This is a genomic window from Streptomyces sp. NPDC026394 (assembly GCF_055567735.1).
In genome coordinates, this window is record NZ_JBVHPX010000020.1 from 1 (window position 1) to 23,423 (window position 23,423).

The following is a 23,423-nucleotide window of genomic DNA, read 5'->3' on the forward strand; positions in this document are numbered from 1 at the left end:
ACTGCAGGGGGGACCCTGTGGGAGAGTAGGACGCCGCCGAACAATTTTTCAGCTCCGGTCCCTGAACCTCTGGTTCAGGGACCGGAGCTTTTTTGTTCTCACGGTGCAGTGCGGCGCGTTACTTCATGTTCACTTCACGTGGTCAGGCTCCGTGACATGGCGACAGTGGAAACGCTCAGGTCGGCCGGTGTCCGCGAAGGCGACGAGGTGGTGGTGTCGGCGTACGGCAGCCCCGAGGTCGCCCGGGCGGTCGTGGAGCTGGGAGCGCTGCCGGTCTTCGCCGACGTGGACGCCGACAGCCTCTGCCTCGATCCCGCCGCGGTGGCCGACGCGGTCACCCCGCGTACGGCGGCCGTCGTCGCCGTACACCGCTTCGGACGGCCGGCGGACATGGGCTGGATACGCGAGACCGGGCGGCGGTACGGTCTGCTGGTCGTCGCCGCCGACGAGCCCGGTGCCGGGCGGCCGGGCCAGGACGACGTACGGCGCAGGCAGGACCGGGCCGCCTACCTGGACGGGCGGCTGACCGGCGTGCTGACGCCGTCCGCCGTCGCGGGCCACACCTATGAGCAGTACGTCGTGCGGGTGCCGGGCAACGGACGGCCGGACCGCGACGCCTTCGCGCGGGCCCTGCGCTCCCGGGGTGTCGCGTGCCGCGTGCCCGTACAGGCGCCTGTGTACCGCATGCCGGGGCTGCGGCGGGACGTGTTCCTGCCGCAGACCGAGCGGGCCGTGGACGAGACGCTCGCGCTGCCGGTGCGCTTCGAACTGTCTCGACGCGAACTGCAGAAGATGGCCGCCGCCTGCAACGCACTCGGCGGACTACTGCGACCGGCGCCGCAACCGGCGTTCTGAAAGTCCCTTTTGTGGGGGAGCGGTGTGCGTTTCGCAGGCACTCTTCCGGGTGAGCGCTTCTTGATTCGGTTTATCGGACGAGTTCGGGTAGAGTTTTCCTCGTTGCCGCGCCCCAATAGCTCAGTCGGCAGAGCGTCTCCATGGTAAGGAGAAGGTCTACGGTTCGATTCCGTATTGGGGCTCCAGAGGGAAAGGCCCCCGCCGAACGGCGGGGGCCTTTCCCGTATGCGGCGGAAAGGGAGGGGCCGACGGGCCCCCGGGTCACGCGTCGAGCGGGACCTCGGGGACGCGCATGGCGAGGATGGCCATGTCGTCGGACGCCGGTTCCGCGGCGAAGCGCTCCACCGCCCGCAGGATGCGCGCGGCCACGGCGCCGGCGGTCAGACCTGTACAGGTCGTCAGCACGTCCGTGAGACCGTCGTCCCCCAGCATCCGGGTGCCTTCGCGGCGCTCGGTGACGCCGTCGGTGACGCACAGCAGGACGTCGCCCGGGTCGAGCGTGACGGTCTGCTCGTACAGCTCCAGGTCTTCCATGACGCCCAGCAGGGGCTGCGGCTCGGCGGCCGGCTCGACCGTGCCGTCCTGGCGCAGGCGCAGCGGCAGCGGATGGCCCGCGCAGACGACCTTCAGGACGGCGCTGCCGTCGCGCTGCGGCCACAGTTCGCCGTACAGCAGGGTCAGGAAGCGGCTGCGGGCGCCCTCGTCGAGGATCGCGGCGTTCAGGCGCTCCAGGACGGCGGGACCGCCGAAGCCCTCGCGCGCGAGCAGGCGCAGCGCGTGCCGGGCCAGGCCGGTGACCGCGGCGGCCTCCGGGCCCGTACCGCAGACATCACCGATGGCGAAGCCGTACGCGCCGTCGCGGATGGGGAAGAGGTCGTAGAAGTCACCGCCGACCTCGTTGCCCTCGCCGGCCGCGCGGTAGATGACCTCGACCTCGACGCCCGGGACCTCGGGCAGCTCCGGGGGCAGCAGGCTGCGCTGGAGGGACTGGCTGATGGCCGTGCGCTCCGAGTACAGGCGCGCGTTGTCCAGGGCGAGCGCGGCCCGGCGGGAGAGGTCCTCGGCGAGTTCCAGGATCTCCTGGCGGAAGTGTTCCTCGCTGGGCTTGCCGAGGGTGAGCATCCCGATGACGCGGTTGCGGGCGACCAGGGGCAGGACGACGGTCTCGCCGCCGACCGCCGAGGCGGTGGCGAGGGTGGCGCCGGGGCCCTTGGAGGGACGGGCCGAGTTGCCGAGGCCCAGGCTGCGCAGGGAGGTGCGCAGGGCCGCGTCGTGGGCGGCGTCGGTCGGCGCGTTCCACAGGCGGGCGCCGGGCGTGGGCACCGGCTCGGGCGGCGCGACCTTCATCAGGAGCGACTTGAGGCCGTCGATGCGGTCCTCGTCCTCGTGCAGGACGTACGACAGCTCCGGCTCGGAGGCCTGGTCGGCGACGGTGTACACGGCGCACCAGGTCGCGAGGGTGGGGACGGTCATCTGGGCCATCAGGGCCAGCGTCTGGTCCCGGTCGAGGGTGCCGGCCAGCAGGTCGGACGCCTCGACGAGGAAGGAGAGGGAGCCGCGGCGCAGCCGCTCCAGCTCGGTCAGGCGGGCCCGTTCGACGGCCAGCGCGATGCGGTCGGCGGCGAACTGGAGGCGCAGCGCCTCCTCGTTCGTGTAGCGGCCGGGAGCTTCGGCGGCGACGCCCAGGGAGCCGGTCAGGCGGCCCTCGACCTTCAGGGGAACCGTGACGACCGAGCGCATGCCCGTACCGGAGAGCAGCGGCACGGCGCCCGGTACGGCGGTCAGGTCCTCGTGGACGGCCGGCATCCGGGCGGAGCCGTACCGTCCGGAGCCCGCCTCGACCGGGACGCGGGCGAAGCGCTGGCGGGCGGAGGGCAGGCCGGTGGAGGCCCGTACCTCCAGCTCGGTCTCGTCGTCGGTGGCCAGCAGGAGGTACGCGGCGTCGCCGTCGAGCATGTCGCGGGCGCGCTCGACCGTGCGCTGGAGCAGGCCGTCCAGGTCGTCGGGGGCCGGCGAGCCGATGAAGACCTCGAACGGGTCGGCGGGGCCGCGGCCCTCGGGCGGCTGGGCGGCCTGGTCGGGGGCCGGGGTGCGCAGCGGACTCTGCAGGACGGCGCGCTCGTGGTCGCGCACCAGGAGGCAGACCGTGTACGGCTCGCCGTCGGCGTCGCGGACGCGCAGGTGGGAGGCGTACACCGGGACGACCCGGCCGTCGGCGCCCCGTATGCCGTAGGACCCCTCCCAGCGGGAGAGCTGGAGGGCCTCGGCGATGCCGGTGCCGGTGCCGGGGGTGTGCGGCCAGGCCGCGAAGTCGGTGAGCGGCTTGCCGGCGACCTGCTCGGGGTCGTACGCGAAGAGGTCCCGGGCGTCCTCGTTCCAGAAGCTGATGCAGCCGCCGCGGTCGACCTGGACGACGGCGACGCGGACCCGGCTGTCGGCGACCGGCAGGGCGTCCACGGGCAGGGCGGGGCCCGCCGAGCGGGTGCCGGCCGGGCGCTCGGGCAGGTCGAGCTGGAACCAGACGTGCTTCTGGGAGGCGGTGTACTCCACGCCCCAGCGGGTGGCCAGCGCGCCGCACAGCAGCAGCCCTCGGCCGCCCTCGCGGTCCGGATGGGCGAACGCGCGGCCGGCGTTCTGCAGCGGGATCTCGCGCTCCGGATAGCGGTCCGCGACCTCGATGCGCACCCCGCCGTCCGAGCGCAGGCACAGTACGTCGGCGGCGGTGCCCGCGTGGACGACGGCGTTGGTGACCAGTTCGCTGGTCAGGACGACGGCGTCGTCGACGATGTCGCCGTAGCCCCAGCCCTGGAGGGTGTCGCGCACGAAGGCGCGGGCGGTGGCGACCGAGCGGCCGACCGGCTCGAACGTGGCAGCGGCCCGCGCGGTGATCACTGGTCTCCTCATGCGTGTGTCGGTGATCTGCTCTCCCACCATGGCGGCGCCCCTCCGAAAGCCTGGTGTGCTCGCCCACTGCCCGTGCTGGACGGCCAGGGCGGGTGGACAGCCGGATGCCAGGTTACTTACCTTCGCCGCGCGTGCGGATGCCGGTCACGTCTGTTTGCGCCCCGATCGTGCTCCGGGACGGTATGCGATGCTGCCGAACTGTTATGGCCTGGTTGGGCCATGGTGAAACACTGGGCAAGCTCAAAGAGAAGGCCCGGGTAGAACGGTCGACCCTGCGGGAGGGACACGGTGGAGTCTGGCGCAGCGGCGCGGGGCACGAGCACGCGCGCGAAAGGCGGACGTTCCCGGAGCAACGGGACGACTGAGGTGGATACGGCTGCGCTGAACCGGCTGCTGGCTGCACTCGTCTCGATGCGGGACGGGAATTTCCGTAAGCGGCTGACGGTCTCCGGCGACGGAGTGCTGTCGGAGATCGCCGCTGTCTACAACGAGGTGGCGGACCGCAATCTGCACCTGACGGGAGAGCTGGCGCGGGTGCGCCGGGTCGTCGGCCGTGAGGGAAAACTCACGGAACGGCTGGAGGCCGGGGCCTGTGAGGGCTCCTGGGCCGCGGCCGTGGACGCCTCGAACGCCCTGGTCGACGATCTCGTACGGCCGGTGTCCGAGGTGGGCCGGGTGCTCTCCGCGGTGTCCGAGGGCGACCTGGAACAGCGGATGGACCTGCGCTCGCGCGGCACGGACGGGACCTCGGCGCATCCGCTGCGCGGTGAGTTCCTGAAGGTGGGCCGCACGGTCAACGGCCTGGTGGACCAGCTCTCGGCCTTCACCGACGAGGTGACGCGGGTCGCCAGCGAGGTCGGTACGGAGGGCAAGCTCGGCGGGCAGGCGCGGGTGCGCGGCATGTCCGGGTCCTGGAAGGACCTGACCGAGTCCGTCAACACGATGGCGTCCCGGCTGACGGCGCAGGTGCGGGACATCGCGCTGGTCACCACCGCGGTCGCCAAGGGCGATCTGTCACGCAAGGTGACCGTGCATGTCGCCGGCGAGATGCTGGAGCTGAAGAACACCGTCAACACGATGGTGGACCAGCTCTCCTCCTTCGCCTCCGAGGTCACCCGGGTGGCCCGCGAGGTCGGTACGGAGGGTGAGCTGGGCGGCCAGGCGCAGGTGCCGGGCGTCGCGGGGGTCTGGAAGGACCTCACGGACTCCGTCAACCTGATGGCCGGCAACCTCACCGCCCAGGTGCGCGGGATCGCCCAGGTGACCACGGCGGTCGCCAACGGCGACCTGTCGCAGAAGGTCACGGTCAGCGCGCGCGGCGAGGTCGCGCAGCTCGCCGACACGATCAACACGATGACCGAGACGCTGCGCACGTTCGCGGACGAGGTCACGCGGGTCGCCAACGAGGTCGGTGCCGAGGGCCAGCTCGGCGGGCAGGCGCAGGTGCCGGGCGCCGCCGGTACGTGGAAGGACCTCACCGACTCGGTGAACAACGCCTTCCGCAACCTGACGGGTCAGGTCCGTGACATCGCGCAGGTGACGACGGCGGTGGCCAACGGTGATCTGTCGCAGAAGGTCACGGTCGACGTCGCGGGCGAGATGCTCGAACTGAAGAACACCGTGAACACCATGGTGGACCAGCTTTCCTCGTTCGGCGCCGAGGTGACGCGCGTCGCGCGCGAGATCGGCGTCGAGGGCGAGCTGGGCGGCCAGGCCGCCGTACCGGGCGCCGCGGGCACCTGGAAGGACCTCACGGACTCCGTGAACACCGCCTTCCGCAACCTGACGGGTCAGGTGCGCAACATCGCGCAGGTGACGACGGCGGTGGCCAACGGTGATCTGTCGCAGAAGGTCACCGTCGACGTGTCTGGCGAGATGCTCCAGCTGAAGAACACCGTGAACACCATGGTGGACCAGCTTTCCTCGTTCGCCGACCAGGTCACCCGGATGGCCCGGGACGTGGGTACGGAGGGCCGGCTGGGCGGTCAGGCCCGGGTGGACGGCGTCAGCGGTACGTGGAAGGAACTGACCGACTCCGTCAACTTCATGGCGGGCAACCTGACGTCCCAGGTGCGGCAGATCGCCCAGGTGACGACGGCGGTCGCGCGCGGCGACCTGTCGCAGAAGATCGACGTCGACGCGCGCGGCGAGATCCTGGAGCTGAAGAACACCATCAACACGATGGTCGACCAGCTCTCGGCCTTCGCGGAGCAGGTCACCCGGGTGGCCCGCGAGGTCGGTACGGACGGCAGGCTCGGCGGCCAGGCGCAGGTGCCGGGCGTCGCGGGGGTCTGGCGCGATCTGACCGACTCGGTGAACGGCATGGCCGGCAACCTCACCGCCCAGGTCCGCAACATCGCGCAGGTCGCGACGGCGGTGGCCCGCGGTGACCTGTCGCAGAAGATCGACGTGGACGCCCGGGGCGAGATCCTGGAGCTGAAGAACACCCTGAACACGATGGTCGACCAGCTCTCGTCGTTCGCCGACCAGGTGACGCGCGTCGCCCGCGAGGTGGGCACCGAGGGCATCCTGGGCGGCCAGGCCGAGGTGCAGGGCGTCAGCGGTACGTGGAAGGACCTCACCCAGTCCGTCAACTTCATGGCGAACAACCTGACGTCCCAGGTGCGCAGCATCGGCGAGGTGACTACCGCGGTCGCGCGCGGCGACCTGTCGAAGAAGATCACCGTCGACGCCAAGGGCGAGATCCTCGAACTGGTCACGACCGTGAACACGATGGTCGACCAGCTCTCCCTGTTCGCCGAGCAGGTGACGCGCGTCGCCCGTGAGGTGGGTACGGAGGGCCAGCTCGGTGGCCAGGCCCGGGTGCCGGGGGTCACCGGCATCTGGAAGGACCTGAGCGACAACGTCAACCTGATGGCCAACAACCTGACCATCCAGGTGCGCAACATCTCCCAGGTCTCGGCGGCGGTCGCCAACGGCGACCTGACCAAGAAGGTCACGGTCGAGGCGCGCGGCGAGGTCGCGCAGCTCGCCGACACGGTCAACACGATGGTCACGACGCTGTCGTCGTTCGCCGACGAGGTCACCAGGGTGGCCCGTGAGGTGGGCACCGACGGCATCCTGGGCGGCCAGGCCCGCGTACCCGGCGTCGCCGGTACGTGGAAGGACCTGACCGAGTCGGTGAACTCGATGGCCAACAACCTGACCGGCCAGGTGCGCAACATCGCGATGGTCACCACGGCCATCGCCAAGGGCGACCTGACCAAGAAGATCGACATCGACGCGCGGGGCGAGATCCTGGCCCTGAAGACGACCATCAACACGATGGTCGACCAGCTCTCCTCCTTCGCCGAGCAGGTCACCCGGGTGGCCCGCGAGGTGGGGACGGACGGCCAGCTGGGCGGTCAGGCGCAGGTGCGGGGCGTGGCCGGCACCTGGAAGGACCTGACGGAGTCGGTGAACGAGATGGCGGGCAACCTGACCCGCCAGGTGCGGGCGATCGCCGCCGTCGCCGCGGCGGTGACGCTGGGCGACCACAACGTCCGGATCGACGTGGACGCGGCGGGCGAGATCCTGGAGCTCCAGGACAACGTCAACACGATGATCGCCACGCTCCGCGAGACCACCCTGGCCAACGAGGAGCAGGACTGGCTCAAGGGCAACCTGGCCCGGATCTCCGGTCTGATGCAGGGCCGCCGCGACCTCAAGGACGTGGCGACGCTGATCATGAGCGAGCTGTCCCCGGCGGTCTCGGCGCAGCACGGCGCGTTCTTCCTCGCCGCGCAGCCCGGCGACAGCAACGAGATCGGTGCGGACGGCGGCGAGCCGGGCGCCTACGAGCTGCGGCTGATGGGCTCGTACGGCTACTCGATGGGCAGCATGCCGACGACGTTCCGGCCGGGGGAGACCCTGATCGGCACGGCGGCGGAGGAGAAGCGCACCATCCTGGTGGAGAACGTGCCCTCCGGCTATCTGAAGATCGCCTCCGGGCTCGGCGAGGCGCCGCCGGCCAATGTGATCGTGCTGCCGGTGCTCTTCGAGGACAAGGTGCTCGGTGTGATCGAGCTGGCCTCCTTCCAGCCGTTCACGCAGATCCAGAAGGACTTCCTCAGCCAGATCGCGGAGATGATCGCGACCAGCGTCAACACCATCTCCGTCAACACCAAGACCGAGGTGCTGCTCAAGCAGTCGCAGGAGCTGACCGAACAACTCAAGGAACGTTCCGGCGAGTTGGAGAGCCGCCAGAAGGCGCTGGAGCTGTCCAACTCCGAACTGGAGGAGAAGGCCGAGCAACTGCGCGCGCAGAACCGCGACATCGAGGTGAAGAACACCGAGATCGAGGAGGCGCGGCAGGTCCTGGAGGAGCGCGCCGAGCAGCTCGCCGTCTCGATGCGCTACAAGTCGGAATTCCTGGCGAACATGTCGCACGAGCTGCGGACGCCGCTGAACTCGCTGCTGATTCTCGCCAAACTGCTCGCCGACAACGCGGAGGGGAATCTCTCCCCGAAGCAGGTCGAATTCTCCGAGACCATCCACGGCGCCGGTTCCGACCTGCTCCAGCTCATCAACGACATCCTGGACCTGTCGAAGGTCGAGGCGGGCAAGATGGACGTCAGCCCGACCCGTATCGCGCTGGTCCAGCTCGTCGACTACGTCGAGGCCACGTTCCGGCCGCTGACCGCGGAGAAGGGACTCGACTTCTCCGTACGGGTCTCCCCGGAGCTGCCCGCCACGCTGCACACCGACGAGCAGCGGCTGCTCCAGGTGCTCCGCAACCTGCTGGCCAACGCGGTGAAGTTCACCGACAGCGGCGCCGTCGAGCTGGTCATCCGGCCCGCCGGTGACGACGTGCCGACGGACATCCGCGAGCACCTGCTGGAGCACGGCGCGCTGCGCGAGCCGGACGCCGACATGATCGCGTTCTCGGTGACGGACACCGGCATCGGCATCGCGTCCAGCAAGATGCGGGTGATCTTCGAGGCGTTCAAGCAGGCGGACGGCACCACGAGCCGCAAGTACGGCGGTACGGGCCTGGGCCTGTCCATCAGCAGGGAGATCGCCCGGCTGCTCGGCGGCGAGATCCACGCCGCCAGTGAGCCGGGCCGCGGCTCGACCTTCACGCTCTACCTGCCGTACAACCCGGGCGGGCTGCCGCCGCAGGGTTACCCGCAGCTGGTCGCGGGCGGGCTCGCGATGGACGCCGAGGCGCGCGACGCGGAGCTGGGGCGGCAGGCCGCGGAGGACGCCGTGCAGACCGGCGTCGCGCCGTCCCGGGGCAGCGGTCCGGGGATCGCCCGGCGGCGCCGCCGGGCGGCCGCCGTCGAGACGCCGCGGCCGGAGCTGCCGGCGGCGCCCGCGCCGGCGGCGCCGCAGCCCGTGGAGGAGCCCGCGCGGACGCATGTCGAGGAGCCCTGGATCGGCAACGGCCAGGACCTGGTGTCGGCCGGGTTCGACGGCGGCTTCCACGGCGAGAAGGTGCTGATCGTCGACGACGACATCCGCAACGTGTTCGCGCTCACCAGCGTGCTGGAGCAGAACGGGCTGTCGGTGCTGTACGCGGAGAACGGCCGGGAGGGCATCGAGGTCCTGGAGCAGCACGACGACGTGGTGCTCGTCCTGATGGACATCATGATGCCGGAGATGGACGGCTACGCGACCACGGCCGCGATCCGGCGGATGCCGCAGTTCGCCGGGCTGCCGATCATCGCGCTGACCGCGAAGGCGATGAAGGGCGACCGGGAGAAGAGCATCGAGGCCGGGGCGTCCGACTACGTGACCAAGCCGGTGGACACCGACCACCTGCTGACGGTGATGGAGCAATGGATGCGCACGCGGTGACACGTTCGTCAAATGAGGCTCGTAAGGTTCCCCGCATGTTGACTCAGTGTGGCCGACCACGTGTGGGAGAGCGGTATTCGGGGAACCTTCTGGTCTCTCGCTGCGTTTGTGCTACGTGCACAGTGACATCGCGGTGACAGGGTGTGGCGACAGGCGGGGTGCGGCTACGATGACCGGCACAAGGACGGGCGGCATGACAGAGCCGTCCCCTGGGGCGGCGTCCGGTTCATTGCCGGGGCGAGGAGGACGGGCCATGGTGCAGAAGGCCAAGATCCTCCTGGTCGATGACCGGCCGGAGAATCTGCTGGCGCTGGAGGCGATCCTCTCCGCGCTCGATCAGACACTGGTGCGGGCATCGTCCGGGGAGGAAGCGCTCAAGGCACTGCTCACCGACGATTTCGCGGTGATCCTGCTCGATGTGCAGATGCCGGGGATGGACGGGTTCGAGACAGCCGCGCACATCAAGCGGCGCGAACGCACCCGCGACATCCCGATCATCTTCCTGACCGCCATCAACCACGGCCCGCACCACACCTTCCGTGGTTACGCGGCGGGAGCGGTCGACTACATCTCCAAGCCGTTCGACCCGTGGGTGCTGCGCGCCAAGGTCTCGGTCTTCGTCGAGCTGTACATGAAGAACTGTCAACTGCGGGAGCAGGCGACGCTGCTGCGGCTGCAACTGGAGAGCGGCCGTGCCGCGGCGGACGAGGCCAGGGAGCCCGCGGGGCTGCTCGCCGAGCTGTCCGCCCGGCTCGCGGCCGTGGAGGAGCAGGCCGAGGCGCTGTCCAAGCAGCTGGACGAGTCGGCGGACGCGGCGGCCATCGCGACCGCGGCCCATCTGGAGCGCAAGCTCACCGGACTGCGGCGGGCGCTGGACGCCCTGGAACCCGGCACGGGCAACGCCGCCTCCTGACGCGGCGCCCTGCGGCGCCGCCTGGCGCTCCAGTCGCCTGCCGGGCGGCCTGCGGGCCACGGCGGCGGGTTGCCGCCCCGGCGCGGCTCTGACGGCCCATCACCAGCCGTGTGCGGTGCCGGTGTCGTGGGCCGTCGGCGTGAAGTGTCCGGCGCGGAGCGCGACACGAATGGGTGAAGGGCCGAGCGCTCGTGTCACTGTGGCCGTCGCCTGTAATCTCGTCACCATGGCCTCACGTACGTCCGGCAAGGGTTCCCAGAGCACGGCGGGCCCCTCGAAGCAGCGCGCCGGACAGCCCGGGGGCGCCGCCAAGAAGGCCGCCGCGAAGAAAGCACCGGCGAAGAAGGCGCCGGCTCCGGCCAGGAGGGCGCCCGCCAAGAAGACCGCACCGGCCAAGCGCGCGCCGGCGAAGAAGGCGGCCGCCAAGAAGGCGCCGCCGAGACCCGCGCCGTCGCCCACCAGCGGCGTCTACCGCCTGGTGCGGGCCTGCTGGCTCGGGCTGGCACACGCTGTCGGCGCGATGTTCCGCGGCTTCGGGCGCGGTGCGAAGAACCTGGACCCGGCGCACCGCAAGGACGGGGTGTCGCTGCTGCTCCTCGGCCTCGCCCTGGTCATCGCGGCCGGCACCTGGTCCAACCTCAGCGGCCCGGTCGGCGACCTCGTCCAGTTGCTGGTCACCGGTGCCTTCGGCCGCTTGGACCTGGTCGTACCGATACTCCTCGGCGGCATCGCGCTGCGGCTGATCCGGCATCCGGAGCAGCCCGAGGCCAACGGGCGGATCGTGATCGGCCTGACCGCCCTGGTCTTCGGCGTCCTGGGCCAGGTCGCGATCGCCTGCGGGTCGCCCGGCCGGGGCGACGGCATAGCGGCCGTGCAGGACGCCGGAGGCTATGTCGGCTGGGCCGCGTCCAAGCCGCTGATCTTCACCGTCGGCCAGACCCTGGCGGTGGCGCTGCTGGTGCTGCTCACCGTCTTCGGCCTGCTCGTCGTCACCGCCACACCCGTCAACGCCATCCCGCAGCGGCTGCGGCTGCTCGGCGCCCGGCTGGGCCTGGTCGAGGTGTACGAGCCCGAGCCGGTCGCCGTGGAGCCGGAGGAGTACGCCGAGGACCGGCGCGACCGGTCCGGGCGGGGCGCGCGGCGCGCCGTCGGCCCGGCTCCCGTGGACGATCCGGACGCCATAGAGGAGGCGGCGCTGGCCAAGCGCCGCCGCGGGCGCCGTACGCCCCTGCAGCCCGCCGACCGTCCCATGGACGCGGTCGACGTGGCCGCCGCGGCCGCCGCCTCGCTGGACGGGGCCGTCCTGCACGGCGTCCAGCCGTCCCCCCTGGTCGCCGACCTCAGCAGCAGCATCTCCGGCGAGCGCCGTGACGGGGAGGACCGCGACGGTGAGCGTGGCGACGACGAGCGGCCCACGCCCGGCAGGAAGCAGGACAGCGGCGCGGTGCCGCCCGCCCGCGGCCCGGGCCGGGACGACACGGACAAGCCCTCGGGCCCGGTGCCGGACTTCACGAAGCCCGCGCCGGAGCCGCCCGGCGAGCTGCCCTCGCGGGCCGAGCAGCTACTGCTGTCCAACGACATCACCTACGCGCTGCCGTCGCTGGACCTGCTCACCCGCGGCGGCCCCGGCAAGACCCGCAGCGCGGCCAACGACGCCGTCGTGGAGTCGCTGACCACCGTCTTCCAGGAGTTCAAGGTCGACGCGGCGGTCACCGGCTTCACCCGCGGCCCCACGGTCACCCGCTACGAGATCGAACTGGGCCCCGCAGTGAAGGTGGAGAAGATCACCGCGCTGGCCAAGAACATCGCGTACGCCGTCGCCAGCCCGGACGTACGGATCATCAGCCCGATCCCCGGCAAGTCCGCGGTCGGCATCGAGATCCCCAACAGCGACCGGGAGATGGTCAACCTCGGCGACGTGCTGCGCTCGGCGGAGTCGGTGGGCGAGGACCACCCGCTGCTGGTCGGCCTCGGCAAGGACGTCGAGGGCGGGTACGTCTCGGCCAACCTGGCGCGGATGCCGCACATCCTGGTGGCCGGCGCGACCGGCTCCGGCAAGTCGTCCTGCATCAACTGCCTGATCACCTCGGTGATGGCGCGCGCCACCCCCGACGAGGTGCGCATGGTGCTGGTCGACCCCAAGCGCGTCGAGCTGACCGCGTACGAGGGCATCCCGCACCTGATCACCCCGATCATCACCAACCCCAAGAAGGCCGCCGAGGCCCTGCAGTGGGTCGTGCGCGAGATGGACCTGCGGTACGACGACCTGGCGGCCTACGGCTACCGGCACATCGACGACTTCAACGCGGCCGTGCGCAGCGGCAAGGCGAAGCCGCCGGAGGGCAGCGAGCGCGACCTGTCGCCGTACCCGTATCTGCTGGTGATCGTGGACGAGCTGGCGGACCTGATGATGGTCGCGCCGCGCGACGTGGAGGACTCCATCGTCCGCATCACCCAGCTCGCGCGCGCCGCCGGCATCCACCTGGTGCTGGCCACCCAGCGTCCCTCGGTGGACGTGGTGACCGGTCTGATCAAGGCGAACGTGCCGTCCCGGCTGGCGTTCGCGACCTCCTCGCTCGCCGACAGCCGGGTCATCCTCGACCAGCCCGGCGCGGAGAAGCTGATCGGCAAGGGCGACAGCCTGTTCCTGCCGATGGGCGCGAACAAACCGGTGCGGATGCAGGGCGCGTTCGTCCAGGAGGACGAGGTCCAGCAGGTCGTCCAGCACTGCAAGGACCAGATGGCGCCGGTCTTCCGGGACGACGTCACCGTCGGCACGGCCAGGAAGAAGGAGATCGACGAGGACATCGGCGACGACCTGGACCTGCTGTGCCAGGCCGCTGAGCTGGTGGTTTCCACCCAGTTCGGGTCCACGTCCATGCTCCAGCGGAAGCTGCGGGTGGGCTTCGCCAAGGCCGGGCGGCTGATGGACCTGATGGAGTCGCGCAACATCGTCGGGCCGAGCGAGGGGTCCAAGGCGCGCGACGTCATGGTCAAGCCGGACGAGTTGGAGGGCGTACTGGCGGTCATCCGGGGGGAGACGCCTTCATAGCGGCTGCTGTTCTCCGCAGCCGTCGTCCGGGGATGTCCATCGGACGCGCGGCGACGGCGGAGGAAGTCCAGGAGTCACGCTCCAAGTTCACTCGTACGGGCGGTCCGAAGCGGCTGTGGGAGATCGAAAGCAACCGTTTCCTCCGTCGCTACGTCAAGTTGAGGGAGGTGGTGGAAGGATGGTGCACCATCGGCAACCGGACCGGGCGTCCGGCGGCCTCACCCGGCCTTCTGATGGCGTACAAAGTCCGCTCTTCCGCTTGCCCGACCCTTTCGGTACACCCCTAGACTGAACCTCCAGCAGGTGGCTCACGCTCGAAAGGCGCCCACGTGTCCATCGGCAACTCCTCCGAAGACGACCGGCCCTCCATCGGCCACGCCATCCAGCAGGCCCGTATCGCGGCGGGACTGACCGTCGACGAGGTCAGTACCACCACCCGGGTGCGCGTGCCCATCGTGCAGGGCATCGAGCAGGACGACTTCTCCCGGTGCGGCGGCGACGTCTACGCGCGGGGGCACCTGCGTACGCTCGCACGCGCCGTCGGGCTCGATCCGGAACCGCTGGTCGCGCAGTTCGACGGGGACCGCGGCGGCCGTCCCGAGCCGACCCCCGCGGCGCCGCTCTTCGAGGCCGAGCGCATCCGGCCCGAGCGGGGCCGCCCGAACTGGACGGCGGCGATGGTCGCGGCCATCGTCGTGGTCGTCGGCTTCGTGGGCTTCACCCTCTTCAGCGGCGGCGGCAAGGGGAGCGCGGTCGCCGAGGGGGAGAACACCGTCGCGCCGGTGCAGCCGACCAAGCCCGCCGCCGGCAAGTCCGGCAAGACCGCCAGGCCCAGCACCGTCCCCGGCCCCGGGCCCTCGGAGAGCGCCATCGCGGGCGTCCCGAAGGACAAGGTCACCATCAAGATCACCGCGAAGGACGGGCAGAGCTGGATCTCCGCCAAGGACGCCAACGGCCGGCTGCTGGAGGACGGCCTGCTCAAGAAGGGCGAGTCCAAGACCTTCACGGACAAGAAGCGGATCGACCTGGTCGTCGGCAACGCCGGCGTCGTGCAGCTGTTCGTCAACGGCAAGGAGGTCGAGAAGGTCGGCGACAAGGGAGCGGTCGAGCGGCTGAGCTACTCGGCGGGCCCGCAGGCGGGCTGACCAGGCCAGGACCGGGCCCGAGCCGGGCCGGGACCGGGGCGTCGGCCGGACGGGGCAACCCTGGCAGCGATGGAGGTTGCCGGGACAAAGTACGCTGGCTCCATGCCCGAACGCCGTACCGTCGCCCTTGTCACTCTTGGCTGCGCCCGTAACGAGGTGGACTCGGAGGAGCTCGCAGGCCGCCTGGCAGCGGACGGCTGGGACCTCGTCGAGGACGCCGCCGATGCCGATGTCGCCGTCGTCAACACCTGCGGTTTCGTCGAGGCCGCCAAGAAGGACTCCGTCGATGCCCTGCTGGAGGCCAACGACCTGAAGGACCACGGCCGCACCCAGGCGGTGGTGGCCGTCGGCTGCATGGCCGAGCGGTACGGCAAGGAGCTGGCCGACGCCCTCCCGGAGGCCGACGGCGTCCTCGGCTTCGACGATTACAGCGACATCTCCGGCCGGCTGCAGACGATCCTGAGCGGCGGCAACGTCGAGGCCCACGCCCCGCGCGACCGCCGCAAGCTGCTGCCGATCAGCCCCGCCGAGCGCCAGGACGCCGCAGGCGTCGCCCTGCCCGGCCACGGCGCGGCGGAACCGGCCCCGGCCCCCGCGGACCTGCCGGAGGGCGTGGCGCCCGCCTCAGGGCCCCGTGCGCCGCTCCGGCGCCGCCTGGGCACCAGCCCGGTCGCCTCCGTGAAGCTGGCCTCCGGCTGCGACCGCCGCTGCTCCTTCTGCGCCATCCCGTCCTTCCGCGGCTCCTTCATCTCCCGCCGCCCCTCCGACGTGCTCGGCGAGACGCGCTGGCTGGCGGAGCAGGGCGTGAAGGAGATCATGCTGGTCTCCGAGAACAACACGTCCTACGGCAAGGACCTGGGCGACATCCGCCTGCTGGAGACGCTGCTGCCGGAGCTGGCCGCCGTCGACGGCCTGGAACGCGTCCGGGTCAGCTACCTCCAGCCCGCCGAGATGCGCCCCGGCCTGATCGACGTGCTGACGGAGACCGACAAGGTCGCCCCGTACTTCGACCTGTCCTTCCAGCACTCGGCACCAGGCGTGCTGCGCGCCATGCGGCGCTTCGGCGACACCGACCGCTTCCTGGACCTGCTGGAGCAGATCCGGGCGAAGGCGCCGCAGGCCGGTGCCCGCTCGAACTTCATCGTCGGCTTCCCCGGCGAGACCGAGGACGACGTCGCCGAGCTGGAGCGCTTCCTGACCGGGGCCCGGCTGGACGCGATCGGCGTGTTCGGCTACTCCGACGAGGACGGCACCGAAGCCGCCACGTACGACAAGAAGGTCGACCCGGACGAGGTCGCCGAGCGCCTCGCGCACATCTCCCGGCTGGCCGAGGAGCTGACCGCGCAGCGCGCCGAGGAACGGCTGGGGGAGACCCTGACGGTCCTGGTGGACAGCGTCGACGAGGAGGACGGGGTCGTGGGGCGCGCCGCGCACCAGGCCCCCGAGACCGACGGCGTCACCTTGCTGCGCACCTCACTCGACCTTGCGCCGGGTCGTATGGTCGAAGCAAAGGTCGTGGCCAGTGAAGGCGTCGACCTGGTGGCCGAGGTGCTGTCGGTGGACGGCGCGCCGTGTACTGAGGAGGCGGGCAGATGACCGGAGTCCCGGCTTCCGCGGCCGGTGGGCACCACCGCCCGGCGCCGGCCGTCCGGACGGCCGGGCTGTGGAACATCGCCAACGTCCTGACGATGGTGCGGCTGCTGCTCGTACCGGCCTTCGTGATGCTGCTGATGCACGGGGACGGCTACGACCCGGCCTGGCGCTCGTTCGCCTGGGCGGCGTTCGCCATCGCCATGATCACCGACCTGTTCGACGGCCACCTGGCGCGCCAGTACAACCTGGTCACGGACTTCGGGAAGATCGCCGACCCGATCGCGGACAAAGCGATCATGGGTGCGGCGCTGATCTGCCTGTCCGTGCTGGACGACCTTCCGTGGTGGGTGACGGGTGTCATCCTCTTCCGTGAGCTGGGCATCACCCTGATGCGCTTCTGGGTGATCAAGCACGGGGTGATCCCCGCCAGCCGCGGCGGGAAGCTGAAGACCCTCGCCCAGGGCACCGCCGTCGGCATGTACGTGCTCATGCTGACCGGGCCGCTGGCGTCGTTCCGGTGGTGGGTGATGGCGGTGGCCGTGGCGCTGACCGTCGTGACCGGCCTGGACTACGTACGGCAGGCGATCGTCCTGCGGCGGGCCGGGCTGGCCGAGGCGCGGGCCGTACAGGCCGAGCAGCGGGCCAGGTCGGCCGCCGAGGCACACGGCGACGGCCCTGCCGGGGGCGCGCGAGCCGCGGGCCGGTCCGGGGCCGTGGCGGACGACGGGAACTCCGTACGGTGAAGACGGAGCCGACCGCCTGGGCGACCTTCCGAAGTGGCCGCGGAAATGCACGCTGATACGGGTCGGAAGGCGGGCGTGGCGGCGGGCGGCGAGGCTGCCGCCCCTGCTGGTGTCCCCGGGCCTTCTGAGGCCCCTGAGGCCCCTGAGGCCGTGCGTGCCTGTACGGGCGAGGGCGACGGGGAGCCGGCCGCCGAGACGTCGTCCGCGGCGGCGCGGGCGCTCGACGCGCTCGCGGCGCGCGGGCAGACCCTGGCCGTGGCCGAATCGCTCACGGGCGGGCTGGTGGCCGGAGCGCTCACCGGGGTACCCGGAGCCTCCCGGGTCTTCCGGGGCTCGGTGACGGCGTACGCGACCGGGCTCAAACGGGACATTCTCGGGGTCGACGGGCCGCTGCTCGACGCGCGCGGAGCCGTGGACGCGGAGGTTGCCCGACAGATGGCCCGTGGTGTAAGGCGTGTGCTGAGCGCCCACTGGGGTATCGCCACTACAGGGGTTGCCGGCCCTGACCCCCAGGACGGACAACCCGTGGGCACCGTATTCGTCGCGGCCGAGGGCCCCGGCGGAGCGGGCGTTGTGCTGCGCCTCACGCTGGAAGGTGACCGCCGACGGATCCGCCGGGACACCGTGGCGGCGGTGCTCCGGCTGCTGGTGAGCCAACTGACAGAGAACGCGGCGGCACAGGATACGGAACAACGGGGGGAAATTTGATGTTTGCAGCCCTGAGTGAACACGAACTCGCGCCCCGCACGGCCGAGGCCCGAGGCGGTACGGTGGGGCGAGAAGGATCCGGATCCGAGGTCCGAGGAGGGAGCCAGCGATGATTCTGCTTCGTCGCCTGCTGGGTGACGTGCTGCGCCGACAGCGTCAGCGCCAGGGCCGCACCCTGCGCGAGGTCTCCTCCTCCGCCCGGGTGTCGCTCGGCTACTTGTCCGAGGTCGAACGGGGACAGAAGGAAGCCTCTTCCGAACTGCTCTCGGCGATCTGTGACGCGCTGGACGTGCGCATGTCCGAACTCATGCGGGAGGTCAGCGACGAGCTGGCACTCGCGGAGCTGGCGCGGTCCGCCGCCGCGAGCGACCCGGTGCCCGCACCGGTCCGCCCCAAGCTGAACTCGGTGTCCGTGACCTCGCTGGCCGGGGTGCCGGAGGACCGTGTGACGATCAAGGCCCCCGCGGAGGCCGTGGACGTCGTGGCGGCCTGAGGCTGCCGGGCCGTTGGGGCCCGAGGCCGCTGGGTCCCCCCCGTGTCTTCCTGAATGCTCTGTCGACTTCCCTGAACCCCGTCCGGCGCCGCCGGGCGGGGTTCGAGGCGTTCACGGGCCTGTGAGAGGCGGCCCGCCCCGGCAAGCCCTACGGGAGAGCCGAAGAGGAGGGCGAAGGGCCCGAGGCCCCGGAGAGAAAGACGGGGGCGGTGAGGACCTTCGTCCTCAAGGTGAAGCGTCCGCGCATTACCGCAACGCATCTGGGTACCCGATCCGTACAGACAGGACCAATCGTTTGTACGATGGGCGAACGTATTCATTCGCCCTGAAAAGGAGTAAATGGATGTCTGTCGTCAAGAGCACGCTGTCCGACGACGCGCGCAAGGTGGTCGGGGACGCACTGCAGGGAGCCCTCGTCGACCTGGTGGATCTCTCGCTCGTGGCGAAGCAGGTCCACTGGAACATCATCGGCCCGCGTTTCCGGTCCGTACATCTCCAGCTCGACGATGTCGTGGACACGGCCCGCGCCTACGCCGACACGGTGGCCGAGCGTGCCTCGGCGATCGGCGTCTCGCCGGACGGCCGGGCCGAGACGGTTTCGAAGACCAGCGGCATCGACACGGTGCAGGACAACTGGATCAAGGACGCCGAGGTCGTCCGCGTCGTGACCGACGCGCTCGGTGCCGTCATCGCCCGGATGCGCGAGCGCATCCGCGTTACGGACGAGCCCGACCCGGTCTCCCAGGACATCCTCATCGGCCTCACCGCCGACCTCGAAAAGCACCACTGGATGTTCCAGGCCGAGTCCGCCTGACCTTTGCCTGGTCTCCGGCCGACCCAAACGCGGTCCGTCTGCTCGGTTCTTCCCGGCCGGTCCGTGTCGCACATGACCGGACGTGGCCCGGCCTCTTCAGCGCCCCTCTGACGCCGTCAGGGGGGCGCTCGGCCGTCGCGGCGGGGCGGAACGGTGACGCGGTGGTGCGCCCTCTGTGACGGAGCGCCGTAGTGGCGTGTCTGTGAAGGGGGAAGGTATGGGCGGACGATCATGTTGGGGAGACGAACGCCGGATCAGCAACGTATGGAGGAGTGTCCGCTATGTCGAAACCCCCGCTGCCGCAAGAGGCGGTCGCCATGCTGGAGAAGGCCAACCCGGCCGTCATCACGACCCTGCGGTCGGACGGGCAGCCGGTCTCCACGGCCACCTGGTACCTCTGGGACGACGGCCGGGTGCTCGTCAACATGGACGAGGGACGCAAGCGCCTGCAGCACCTGCGGAACGACCCCCGGGTGACGATCACCGTTCTCGACGAGTCGAGCTGGTACACCCACATCAGCATCATGGGCCGCGTCACCGAGTTCCGTGAGGACAAGGACCTGGCCGACATCGACCGGCTGGCCCACCACTACCTCGGCGACCCCTACCCGCAGCGCGACCGTGCCCGGGTCAGCGCCTGGATCGAGATCGACCGCTGGCACGGCTGGGGCACGCTCAAGGACAGCAGCCAGGCGGGCTGACGTTCCGTGCGATGGACCTCCCCCGGAAATTCGGGGGAGGTCCTGCTGCTGTTCGGTGCGGTGTGCGATGTGCGGTGTGCGGTTCGCGGCTAGGCGGCGAGTTCGTACGCCTCCAGACGTTTGATCATTCGGCGGACCACCAGCAGGGGAATCACGCCGAAGACGCCGAACGACATGTCAATCAGCTGCCAGTAGAACGGAATTCCGCGGATCGGCCCGCAGATGAGGGCCAGCGGAATGATTCCCGCGCATGCGATCATGCCGAAGTCGATGACCCAGATGTTACGGACCGGGTCGCGGAACGGACCGTAGAAGGCCACCGCGATGACCAGGTGCGCGAACGCCAGCCAGTCCGTTCCGTACAGCAGGAACGGATACTTCGCGTCGGTCGCCTCCAGCCCCTCCCGGGCTTTGCCGATCCACTCCACCAGCCCCGGAAGTTGCCCGGCGAGTGGTGACGCGTCCGACCGCAACAGTTCATCGGCCCACCGGATTTCGGCGCTGAGCGGAAATGCCGTCAGTCCGCTCAGCACGAGACCGATGATGAAGACGACAAGCCAGATACGAATACGGCGCCGAAGCGCCTTACGCCCCTCCATGATCGGGAGCGTACGCCTGCCTGCACCGGCCTTTCGGGTCGGGGTCGGTGTGCGAAATGCGGCAGGTGCGGGAAAGCGGTTCAACGCGGCGGTTCAGAGCGGGGGTTCAAAGCGGGGGGTTCAAAGCGGGATTCCGGTGTCGATCAGGGAGCGGGCGCCCTGGCTGAGGAGTTCGGTGGCGGCGTGCGCGCCGAGTGCCGCCGGGTCGTGCGGGGCGTCGCTGCACAGATGGACCTGCGCGAAGGCGGCGCCGTCCGGGGAGAAGACCATGCCGCGCAGGGAGAGCCGGCCGCCCGGGCCGGTGACGCAGTAGCCCGCGATGGGGCTGTTGCAGTGGCCGCGCAACCCCTGGAGCATGACGCGTTCGGCGGTCGCCTCGGTGAGCGTGGGCTCGTGGTTGAGCTGTTCCAGCAGGGCGGCGACGGCGCTGTCGTCGCGCCGGCACTCCAGGGACAGGACACCGGCACCGACGGCCGGCAGCAGTTCCTCGACCTCGAAGACCTGCCGCGCCCGATGGCTCAGGCCGAGCCGCGCCAGCCCGGCGCTTGCCAGGATCAGGGCGTCGAGGCCGGTGGGGTGGACGGGTTCGGTGGAGTCGGCCGGTTCGGTGGGGTCGACGGGGCCGGTGTGCTTGCCGTCCAGGAGGTCGAGGCGGGTGCCCACCGCGCCACGTACCGGAACGATCCGCAGGTCGGGGCGGGTACGCAGGAGCTGGGCCCGGCGGCGTACGGAAGCGGTGCCGATCCGGGCGCCGGGAGGGAGTTCGTCGAGGTGGCGCACCGCCGAGTGCTCGGGGACGACCAGGACGTCCCGGACGTCGGCGCGCTCCAGATGCGCGGCGACGACCAGGCCCGCGCGGAGCGGCACGTCGCCGGGCACGTCCTTGAGGCAGTGCAGCGCGAGATCGACGTCGCCGCTCTGCAACCGCGCGTCGAGAGCCTTGACGAACAGGTCCTTCCCGCCGATGCCGGACAACTCGCCGTGCCAGAGGTCGGCCTCGGTCCGGACCGGGACGGCCACGGTCCGCAGCTCCGGGTCGAGCTGGTGCAGCAGGTGGGTGACGTGGGCGGTCTGGGCGAGGGCCATGGGGCTCGTACGGGTTCCGATGCGCAGCTCGCGGGCGGGGAAATCGGTGCTCACGGGCGGCCTCCGTTCGGTGGATCTCGGGCGGTGCCCGCCGTCGGCGGTGATCATTCAGTGCAGCGTAAGAGACTCCGGGCGACGGGCCGGGGAGGTACGGGTTCGGGCTGGTGTACGGGGTGGGAGGGGGCGGCGGCGCCGGTGCGCGCGTCCGTCGCGCCGGGCGCCGGGCGCGGGGCGTCTGGATGCGGTCGGGGTGGTGGCGGGCGAAAATACCGGGAAGACAGAGATCCGTGAGAACGGGGCATGGACGAGCGGGCCCCGTCGAAACGTTCGCGCCGGTTGTGCCCCGGTGCGCCCTCCCGCTGGGCGGCTGCGTCCGTCTAGCGTCGGCCGGAGGAGGCAGCCATGGCTAGGCACGACTTCTTCGCCCGGTTCGGTATATCCCCGGCCCGGCTGGCGGCCAGGGCTGCGGCCGCGTGCCTGTGGTGGTGGGCCGTACTCCGGCTGACGCTGTGGCCGGGCACACAAGGGATCGTCGAGGGAGCGGTGGCGGCCGGCGGGTGGGGGCTGAGCCTGCTGCCGGTGCACTGCGTGCCGTGGGCGGAGCGGATGCGGGGCAGGGGTGGGGGCGGCAGCGGTGGCAGGAACGGGAACAGGAGGCGAAGTGGGTGGGGCCGGAGGCGGGGTGGAGGTTCCGGCGGCCGGTGGTAGGGGCGTCGGGCCGCTGGGAGGGGGAGGGTGGTCACCCGATCGGCCGAAGGGACGGGAGGGCGGATCAGCCGGGGTGGCGGCGTCGGTGGCGTGGCGGCCTGGCGGCGTCGGCTTCGGTGACGGAGTTGGGGCGTGGTGGTGCCGGGACGGGGCGGCGCTGGGTGGCGGTAGGGCGGGACCGTGAGGTGACGCACCGTCAGGTGCCGTGCGTCGGCGTTGCCTTGTGGCCCTCCGGTGCCGTTCCGTCCTCCTCCGGTTGGCAGGTGGGGCACCAGTAGGTGACGCGTTCCTGGGTGGGCGGACCCTGTTCTCCCGTACGGATCGGTGTGCCGCAGCGGAAGCAGGGCCGGCCGGCGCGGCCGTAGACCCACTGGCGACGGTCCGGGCGGGCGCTCGGCGTCGTGACGCGGGCGAGACGGTCCTTGTTGGCTTCCAGGAGCTTCTTGGCGAGGGCGGTGGCGCGCTCCGGTGTCGGCAGGCGGCCGATCGGGAGCCAGGGAGAGGCGCGCAGCAGGAAGCACAGTTCGCACTTGAAGACGTTGCCGATGCCGGCCAGGTTGCGCTGGTCGAGCAGGGCCTCGCCGAGGGGGCGGGCGGGGTCGGCGAGCAGACGGCGCAGGGCCTCGGCCGGGTCCCAGTCGGGGCCGAGCAGGTCGGGGCCCAGATGGCCCACGGCGTCGTCCTCGTCGGCGGTGCGCAGGAGTTCGAGGACGGGGAGGCGGTAGCCGACGGCGGTGCGGTCGGCGGTGGCGAGGACCGCGCGGATCTGGTGGGCGGGGCCGCCCCGCCAGCGCTCCGCGGGCGCGTAGATCTTCCAGGCGCCGTCCATGCGCAGATGGGAGTGGAGGGTCAGTCCGCCTTCGACGCGGGTGAGGAGATGCTTGCCGCGCGGGACCACCTCCAGGACCGTACGGCCGGACAGGTCGGCGGTGGCGAGCTTCGGCACGCGCAGGTCGGAGCGGGTCAGTGGCTTGCCGGCCAGCGCTTCGTGCAGACGGCGGGCGGTGCGCCAAACGGTGTCGCCTTCGGGCATGGGGACATTGTGCCGGGTGAGGGCGGGTGGTGGGTCGGGTGTGGGAGCTGGGGGTGGGGGCCGGATGTGGAGGACAGGTGCGGGGGCGCTGAATCGGCTGGTCCGGGGCCGGGCCGGGCGAGTCCTGGACCGTGTACGGATGCGGTGTGCGGGTGCCGTCCCCGAATTCGTGTGCGGGTGCCGTCCACGTACGTCGTGTGCGGTCGCGATACGCGGACGGGGCGTACGGACGCGGTCTGCGGATGCGGACCGCGGACCCGGTGTGCGGGCGGCTGCG

Annotated in this window: 15 protein-coding genes and 1 tRNA gene; 12 read left to right on the forward strand and 4 right to left on the reverse strand. The window is 71.1% G+C overall.

Features of this window, described 5'->3' with window-relative positions:
* Positions 1–156 precede the first annotated feature (156 nt).
* Positions 157–855 carry a DegT/DnrJ/EryC1/StrS family aminotransferase gene (locus ACZ4QV_RS32760; RefSeq protein ID WP_467763789.1) on the forward strand — a complete coding sequence of 233 codons (699 nt, stop codon included), beginning with the start codon at positions 157–159 and terminating at the stop codon, positions 853–855.
* 109 nt (positions 856–964) lie between these two features.
* A tRNA-Thr gene (locus ACZ4QV_RS32765) sits at positions 965–1,040 on the forward strand.
* A 76-nt stretch (positions 1,041–1,116) separates the two neighbouring features.
* Here the strand turns inward: ACZ4QV_RS32765 and ACZ4QV_RS32770 are convergent.
* Positions 1,117–3,759 carry a SpoIIE family protein phosphatase gene (locus ACZ4QV_RS32770; RefSeq protein ID WP_361155651.1) on the reverse strand — a complete coding sequence of 881 codons (2,643 nt, stop codon included), beginning with the start codon at positions 3,757–3,759 and terminating at the stop codon, positions 1,117–1,119.
* A 288-nt stretch (positions 3,760–4,047) separates the two neighbouring features.
* On the opposite strand from ACZ4QV_RS32770, the gene ACZ4QV_RS32775 reads away from it, so the two are divergent.
* From ACZ4QV_RS32775 to ACZ4QV_RS32820, 10 genes are all read left to right on the forward strand, one after another.
* A complete protein-coding gene (locus tag ACZ4QV_RS32775) occupies positions 4,048–9,558 on the forward strand; it encodes a HAMP domain-containing protein (RefSeq protein ID WP_361638502.1) in 5,511 nt (1,836 codons plus the stop codon).
* A 253-nt stretch (positions 9,559–9,811) separates the two neighbouring features.
* Complete coding sequence (locus tag ACZ4QV_RS32780; RefSeq protein WP_031008240.1) at positions 9,812–10,471, forward strand: response regulator; 660 nt, start codon at positions 9,812–9,814, stop codon at positions 10,469–10,471.
* Positions 10,472–10,697: 226 nt separating this feature from the next.
* Entirely contained in the window at positions 10,698–13,523 is a 2,826-nt protein-coding gene (locus ACZ4QV_RS32785; RefSeq protein ID WP_361591388.1) for a DNA translocase FtsK, read from the forward strand.
* A 329-nt stretch (positions 13,524–13,852) separates the two neighbouring features.
* Positions 13,853–14,668 (forward strand): helix-turn-helix domain-containing protein, encoded by an 816-nt coding sequence (locus tag ACZ4QV_RS32790; protein ID WP_361155657.1) that lies wholly within the window; start codon positions 13,853–13,855, stop codon positions 14,666–14,668.
* Positions 14,669–14,770: 102 nt separating this feature from the next.
* Positions 14,771–16,264: a 30S ribosomal protein S12 methylthiotransferase RimO gene (rimO, locus tag ACZ4QV_RS32795; RefSeq protein WP_361155658.1), complete on the forward strand. Its 1,494-nt coding sequence runs from the start codon at positions 14,771–14,773 to the stop codon at positions 16,262–16,264.
* Entirely contained in the window at positions 16,261–17,004 is a 744-nt protein-coding gene (gene pgsA / locus ACZ4QV_RS32800; RefSeq protein WP_361155660.1) for a CDP-diacylglycerol--glycerol-3-phosphate 3-phosphatidyltransferase, read from the forward strand. The genes rimO and pgsA overlap by 4 nt, the downstream gene beginning before the upstream one ends.
* Before the next feature lie 150 nt (positions 17,005–17,154).
* Entirely contained in the window at positions 17,155–17,712 is a 558-nt protein-coding gene (locus ACZ4QV_RS32805; protein ID WP_467763800.1) for a CinA family protein, read from the forward strand.
* Positions 17,713–17,821: 109 nt separating this feature from the next.
* Entirely contained in the window at positions 17,822–18,205 is a 384-nt protein-coding gene (locus ACZ4QV_RS32810; RefSeq protein ID WP_030024638.1) for a helix-turn-helix domain-containing protein, read from the forward strand.
* Between the two features lie 343 nt (positions 18,206–18,548).
* Positions 18,549–19,019 (forward strand): Dps family protein, encoded by a 471-nt coding sequence (locus tag ACZ4QV_RS32815; RefSeq protein WP_125044652.1) that lies wholly within the window; start codon positions 18,549–18,551, stop codon positions 19,017–19,019.
* 281 nt (positions 19,020–19,300) lie between these two features.
* Positions 19,301–19,720 (forward strand): PPOX class F420-dependent oxidoreductase, encoded by a 420-nt coding sequence (locus tag ACZ4QV_RS32820; RefSeq protein ID WP_361155662.1) that lies wholly within the window; start codon positions 19,301–19,303, stop codon positions 19,718–19,720.
* Positions 19,721–19,809: 89 nt separating this feature from the next.
* Here ACZ4QV_RS32820 and ACZ4QV_RS32825 read toward each other — a convergent pair whose 3' ends face one another.
* The 3 genes from ACZ4QV_RS32825 to ACZ4QV_RS32835 all read right to left on the reverse strand — a co-directional run bounded on the left by ACZ4QV_RS32825 (position 19,810) and on the right by ACZ4QV_RS32835 (position 23,146).
* A complete protein-coding gene (locus ACZ4QV_RS32825; protein ID WP_361155664.1) occupies positions 19,810–20,319 on the reverse strand; it encodes a hypothetical protein in 510 nt (169 codons plus the stop codon).
* A gap of 120 nt (positions 20,320–20,439) precedes the next feature.
* Positions 20,440–21,459, reverse strand: a complete 1,020-nt coding sequence (hemC, locus tag ACZ4QV_RS32830) for a hydroxymethylbilane synthase (protein WP_361155665.1) — start codon at positions 21,457–21,459, stop codon at positions 20,440–20,442.
* 850 nt (positions 21,460–22,309) lie between these two features.
* Positions 22,310–23,146, reverse strand: coding sequence for an Fpg/Nei family DNA glycosylase (locus tag ACZ4QV_RS32835; RefSeq protein WP_361618350.1), 837 nt, complete (start codon positions 23,144–23,146; stop codon positions 22,310–22,312).
* Between the last annotated feature and the right edge of the window lie 277 nt (positions 23,147–23,423).

Bases quoted from the DNA above. Each gene is read 5' to 3' on its own strand.
- ACZ4QV_RS32780 (WP_031008240.1), top strand. From the start codon at position 9,812: ATGGTGCAGAAGGCCAAGATCCTCCTGGTCGATGACCGGCCGGAGAAT.
- ACZ4QV_RS32760 (WP_467763789.1), top strand. From the start codon at position 157: ATGGCGACAGTGGAAACGCTCAGGTCGGCCGGTGTCCGCGAAGGCGAC.
- ACZ4QV_RS32820 (WP_361155662.1), top strand. From the start codon at position 19,301: ATGTCGAAACCCCCGCTGCCGCAAGAGGCGGTCGCCATGCTGGAGAAG.
- ACZ4QV_RS32810 (WP_030024638.1), top strand. From the start codon at position 17,822: ATGATTCTGCTTCGTCGCCTGCTGGGTGACGTGCTGCGCCGACAGCGT.
- ACZ4QV_RS32835 (WP_361618350.1), bottom strand. From the start codon at position 23,146: ATGCCCGAAGGCGACACCGTTTGGCGCACCGCCCGCCGTCTGCACGAA.
- ACZ4QV_RS32825 (WP_361155664.1), bottom strand. From the start codon at position 20,319: ATGGAGGGGCGTAAGGCGCTTCGGCGCCGTATTCGTATCTGGCTTGTC.
- ACZ4QV_RS32785 (WP_361591388.1), top strand. From the start codon at position 10,698: ATGGCCTCACGTACGTCCGGCAAGGGTTCCCAGAGCACGGCGGGCCCC.
- ACZ4QV_RS32815 (WP_125044652.1), top strand. From the start codon at position 18,549: ATGTCTGTCGTCAAGAGCACGCTGTCCGACGACGCGCGCAAGGTGGTC.
- ACZ4QV_RS32770 (WP_361155651.1), bottom strand. From the start codon at position 3,759: ATGAGGAGACCAGTGATCACCGCGCGGGCCGCTGCCACGTTCGAGCCG.
- rimO (WP_361155658.1), top strand. From the start codon at position 14,771: ATGCCCGAACGCCGTACCGTCGCCCTTGTCACTCTTGGCTGCGCCCGT.
- pgsA (WP_361155660.1), top strand. From the start codon at position 16,261: ATGACCGGAGTCCCGGCTTCCGCGGCCGGTGGGCACCACCGCCCGGCG.